The following is a 4,955-nucleotide window of genomic DNA, read 5'->3' on the forward strand; positions in this document are numbered from 1 at the left end:
GGACAGTTCTTAGGCAGTCGACGTTTATTCGGCGGTTATGTCCGAGAGACGGCAAGAATCGCCCGGTGGCGTTGGTAACGCTAGAACCACGAAATCCTTTGTGCAGCAATACTTAACCGGGATCTATCGAACCTTCCAAGAGCCGTCAGTCGATAATCCGTTGGTCCCGGGTTCAAGTCCCGGTCGCCCCACTCTGAACAGCCCTACTCTGAACAGCCCTACTCTGAACAGCCCTACTCTCATTCGTCGAGGTAGACGGCGGATTACCGCCCGGCCCGCGCGCAGATCGGGGATACCGCCTCGGCGACACCCCGGCCGGGTGCCGCGCGACTGGACGCGCGCTCACGCATCAGTCCGCGCTAACTGTTTGCCAGCGGGTCCTGCTTGGAGAGAGAGTTATGCGTTATGGGGAACAACGGCGATCCGCTGGATCAGCTCAGCGATTTGTTTGCGAACTTCTTTGGCGTTGCGCTAGTCGCCGCAATCGTGGTTTGGGTACTGATCGCGCTATTGGCCGGGATTGTCGCACCTGACGATCGCCCCTGGCACTTCTTCTGGGCAGCCCTTCTGCTGTTGGGGGCACTCGCAGTCGTGCTGGCGTTGATAGCGCCAGCGCGGCCGGATTCGCACGATCAAGCCGCGGAACCAAACCCGCATGTGAGCCTGCCGGCAGCTACGGCACCGCGCGGTAGTCTCTAGGTGTTTGCACGCGAGGGCGATACGCGGAAAACGACAGCTGTAGTTCGATATGGAGTTGGGACGGCTCTAGCGGTCGTCTGGCAATTGCTAGCGGGTCGCAGGCCCAGGCTGAGCCGTGGCCCTCACCCACGACGATCACCCGGCTCACCGCGCAGTGGCAGGACGAGGCGAAGGCCTTCGGACAGCGGGATCTATCGGGCACCGATTACGTCTACATGTGGGTCGATGGCATCCACCTCAAGGTTCGCCTAGAGCAGGAGAAGCTCTGCCTATTGGTGATGATCGGTGTGCGATCCGATGGCCGCAAGGAACTCATGGCGCTGGCCGACGGGTATCGGGCGTCGACCGAGTCGTGGCGCCGATCTACTGCGAGGTTGCCGTCGCCGCGGAATGACTGCTCTGGTGCTGGCCGTCGGTAATGGCGCACTGGGCTTCTGGAAGGCGGTGCGAGAGGTGTTCCCCGCCACACGCGAGCAGCGATGCTGGTTTCACAAACTGTCCAATGTGCTTGCTGCACTGCCTAAGCGCATCCAGCTGCGTCGGCGGCGATCAAGGAGATCTACACCGCCGAGGACATCGACAAGGCCCAGGTCGCGATCAAGGCCTCGAGGTCGATTACGGCGCCAAGTACCCCAAGGCGGTCGCCAAGATCGTCGACGACGCCGACGTATTGCTGGAGTTCTACAAGTATCCGCCCGAGCATTGGATCCACCTGCGAACCACGAATCCGATCGAAAGCACTTTTGCGACCGTGCGGTTGCGGACCAAGGTCACCAAGGGCCCGGGATCCCGTGCGGCGGGAATTGCCATGGCCTACAAGCTCATCGATGCCGCCCAGGCCCAATGGCGCGCCGTCAACGCCCCCACCTGGTCGCCCTGGTCCGTACCGGCGCCGTCTTCCACAAAGGCAAACTCCTCGAACCACCCACCGACATCACCCACGCGATTGGCTTTGATCATCGCGGTTGGCAGTCATCGAGGTCGGCGCCCGTCGCCCACGTCTGGGGTTCGGCTCATCGCCTGTCCACGATTTGATCAGGCACGCGAGGCATCAAGCCGAGGTTGTCGATGATCAATCCGATGGTGAAGTCGAAACGTTCGTGTTCGACTCCGGATGTGAGTTCGGTTGCGTACCGGTGGGTATTGGGGAAATCGGTCTCCGGCAGCGCGTGGAGACGCCCGACGAGATCAGACTGGCTCAGCACCCAGGTGGCATCGGTGTCTTTCTGCTGCTGTCGAATCAGGGAGCGTTCCAGCGCATAGCCGGCGATGTAGAGCGCGAGCGCGTCGATGGACCACGCCGCGGTCTGCGGCGCGATTCCTCCGGCGAGCAGGATACTGAACATCGACTCGCTGACCCTTGCGATGTCGAGGTTGCCGGGGGCCATGGCCAGTGCGGCACGCGAGATGCCCGGGTAGGCCAGGTACTGATCGCGGAGTTGGACGCACACCTGCCGAATCTGCGCGCGCCAGCGCGCGGGATCGGGCGTCGGCAATTCCAGTCTGGAACACAGGTGGCCGATCAATAGGTCATCGAGGTCGGTCTTGTTGGAGATGTGGGCATACAACGACGAGGGGCCAGTGTTGAGCACGCTGGTCACGCTGCGAATCGTCAATGCGTCATAGCCCCGTGTCGCGACGACTTGCAAGGCGGCAGCGGTGATCCGCTCGGCGGTGATCGGCGGTTTTCGCAGCACGGCCGCTGGCTGGGGTGCATCGGTGGGCTGGGAGCGCGTCGCATCACCAGGCTCGGATCGGGAAGGCATGCCCACCACTCTAATTTGACACGAACTAAGTTCGCCCCGTACAAACGAGCCCTACTAACGAACTAAGTTCGTTACCGCGTGAAGATGGGGTTGCCATGGGCCAGAAAGTTGCGTTGATCACCGGCACGAGTCGTGCGCTTGGGCTCGGCTTCGCCGTGGCGCGCCAGCTTGCCGAATTCGGATATCACGTTGTCCTGACAGCACGCGACGTCACCCGCGCGGAACCGCTGGCTCAGCAGTTGCGCCGGGACGGGTACGCGGCGACTGCGCTGCGCCTGGATCTGGCCGATCAGGACAGTATCCGCCTCATTGCCGATCAGCTCAGCGCCACCTTCGGCCGGCTCGATGCGCTGATCAACAACGCCAGCGAGATGCCGGACTTCACTACCTTGTCTGCGTTGGACGCTGACCTCGATGCGGTGCGTTCGGCGATGGAGGTCGACGTGATCGGCCCATGGGCGCTGGTTCAGGCGTTGCTGCCGTTGTTGAGCGCTGCGCCAGCGGCCCGCATCGTCAACGTGTCCAGTACGTCAGCCCTGCAACTCGCGACCGGACTGGACCTGGGTGCGAGTCTGCGCGCCCCGGCCTATTCGATGGCCAAGCACATGCTCAACGCGTTGACCGTGGGTCTGGCCCGGGCGTTCGCCGGCACTCCGATCCTGGTCAACGCCGTCGACCCCGGGGAGACCGCGACCCATCCCGAGCGCGGCGACGACGACACCGACCGCCCGGCATCCGATAGCGCCCGCGGTGTCGTGTGGGCTGCCACGCTCGGCGCTGACGGACCATCGGGAGGACTGTTCCGCGACCGACTGCCACTGCTCGGGGCGCCATGAGGCGTCAGGCTGCTCGCAGGTGGTGGATCCTGACCGTGATCTGCGTGGCCCAGTTGCTGGACGTGATCGACCTCACGATCGTCAACATTGCACTTCCGCACGCGCAAAGCGATCTGGGCTTCTCCGCGGGCGACCGACAATGGATCGTCACCGCCTATGCACTGGCCTTCGGTGCCCTGTTACTGCCCTTCGGCCGGCTCAGTGACCTGATCGGACGGCGGGCCATGCTCATAACCGGCCTGATCGTCTTCGCCGGCGCGTCGGCACTGGGGGGCTCTGCACCCAGCTTCGCGGTACTTGTCACCGCGCGCGGCGCCCAAGGGCTGGCGGCGGCGATGATCGCCCCAGCCGCGCTCGCACTGCTGTCGACGACTTTCACCCAGCCTAAGGAACGTGCCACTGCTCTCGCGGTGTTCGGCGGCATCTCGGGATCCGGGGCCGCCCTCGGCATGCTGCTCGGCGGGGTGCTCACCAACTATCTCAGTTGGCGCTCCACACTGTTCGTCAATGTCGGTATCGGCCTTGTGGCGCTCCTCGGGGCCGCCACCCTGATCACCCGCCCGCCCAAGGTCCTCGACCGGCCCAGCTTGGACGTGCCCGGCACGCTGATCGCCTCGGCAGGCCTGTGCGTCATCGTCTACGGCTTCTCCAACGCCGAATCCCATCCCTGGAGCGCGCCGAACACCTGGGCCTTCCTGGCCGGTGGCATCCTGCTGATCGCGATATTCATGTGGTGGCAGACCCGTGCCCGGCACCCACTGCTGCCGCCGGAGGTCATTCTCGATCGGACCCGCGGCGGCGCGAACCTGGCCATCTTCATCGGCAATATCGGCTTGTTCGGCACGTTCCTGTTCCTGAACTACTACCTGCAAGAGACGCTGCACTATTCGCCCATCGCCACCGGCCTTGCGTTCCTGCCGATGGTCGCTACCGTCGCGATCACCGGAGGCGTGTGCACCACCCAGCTCTATCCCCGCCTCGGTGCCCGACCCCCGATCGTCATCGGCCTGCTCACCGCTGCCGCCGCCATGGTCTGGCTGACCCGCGTCGGCGCCCAAGATACTTATGCCGCTGGACTTCTCGGACCTCTCATGGTGTTCGGGATGGGCATCGGCGCCATCATGGCCCCCGCCATGAGCGCCGGAACCACCGGTGTCGAACCCCGCGATGCGGGCACCGCCTCGGCCACCGTCAACGTCGCCCAACAACTCGGCGGATCCATCGGAATCGCATTCCTGAACTCGGTCGCCGCCTCCGCGCTCGCGCGCTACACGGCCGGACACGACGGCACGAACGCGGCAGCTCATGCTGACGCAGCCATCCACAGCTACACCGTCGCGTTCTGGTGCTCAAGCGTGATCCTCGTCGCCGGCGCCATCGTCTGCGGCCTCCTCATGCGAAGCGGCAAACCCACCCACACGCAGACCCCAACCACGATGCTCTAACACGATGATCCACAGGTTTTGACTATTCCTCTCGATTCCATCGCGGTCGAGACAGACGGCGATTGCCTCCTGGAGACTCTCGACTGCGCCGCCCCAGAGATCGAGTACGCCGTCGCTGACGACCAGGATCGTGTCCCCTGGCGCCAAGCTGCCGGACAGTTCTTGCCACCGTTCGCCGAACCCCAACGGCATGTCGGCGGAAGCCAGCC

5 protein-coding genes and 1 pseudogene are annotated in these 4,955 nt (G+C 64.2%); 5 read left to right on the top strand and 1 reads right to left on the bottom strand.

The window, feature by feature from the left end; all coding sequences use genetic code 11:
• Positions 1 to 405: 405 nt before the first annotated feature.
• On the top strand, positions 406 to 699 hold the full coding sequence (locus tag ABW137_RS35010; protein ID WP_526407421.1) for a hypothetical protein: 294 nt from the start codon (positions 406 to 408) through the stop codon (positions 697 to 699).
• A 122-nt stretch (positions 700 to 821) separates the two neighbouring features.
• Positions 822 to 1,734 (top strand): annotated as a pseudogene (locus tag ABW137_RS35015) (IS256 family transposase); the annotation flags it as partial.
• Here ABW137_RS35015 and ABW137_RS35020 read toward each other — a convergent pair.
• Positions 1,713 to 2,465: a TetR/AcrR family transcriptional regulator gene (locus tag ABW137_RS35020; protein ID WP_526407423.1), complete on the bottom strand. Its 753-nt coding sequence runs from the start codon at positions 2,463 to 2,465 to the stop codon at positions 1,713 to 1,715. The pseudogene ABW137_RS35015 and the gene ABW137_RS35020 sit on opposite strands and share 22 nt — an antisense overlap.
• Before the next feature lie 95 nt (positions 2,466 to 2,560).
• On the opposite strand from ABW137_RS35020, the gene ABW137_RS35025 reads away from it, so the two are divergent.
• From ABW137_RS35025 to ABW137_RS35035, 3 genes are all read left to right on the top strand, one after another.
• On the top strand, positions 2,561 to 3,301 hold the full coding sequence (locus tag ABW137_RS35025; protein ID WP_526407424.1) for an SDR family NAD(P)-dependent oxidoreductase: 741 nt from the start codon (positions 2,561 to 2,563) through the stop codon (positions 3,299 to 3,301).
• A 44-nt stretch (positions 3,302 to 3,345) separates the two neighbouring features.
• Positions 3,346 to 4,746 (top strand): MFS transporter, encoded by a 1,401-nt coding sequence (locus ABW137_RS35030; RefSeq protein WP_526407426.1) that lies wholly within the window; start codon positions 3,346 to 3,348, stop codon positions 4,744 to 4,746.
• 18 nt (positions 4,747 to 4,764) lie between these two features.
• Positions 4,765 to 4,955: hypothetical protein (locus ABW137_RS35035; RefSeq protein WP_526407428.1), on the top strand; the 191-nt coding region annotated here is incomplete at its 3' end.

The organism is Mycobacterium sp. (genome assembly GCF_040509115.1).
Lineage (GTDB): Bacteria > Actinomycetota > Actinomycetes > Mycobacteriales > Mycobacteriaceae > Mycobacterium.

Excerpts from the sequence above, each read along its gene's own strand:
- ABW137_RS35010 (WP_526407421.1), top strand. The coding sequence starts at position 406 with ATGGGGAACAACGGCGATCCGCTGGATCAGCTCAGCGATTTGTTTGCG.
- ABW137_RS35020 (WP_526407423.1), bottom strand. The coding sequence starts at position 2,465 with ATGCCTTCCCGATCCGAGCCTGGTGATGCGACGCGCTCCCAGCCCACC.
- ABW137_RS35025 (WP_526407424.1), top strand. The coding sequence starts at position 2,561 with ATGGGCCAGAAAGTTGCGTTGATCACCGGCACGAGTCGTGCGCTTGGG.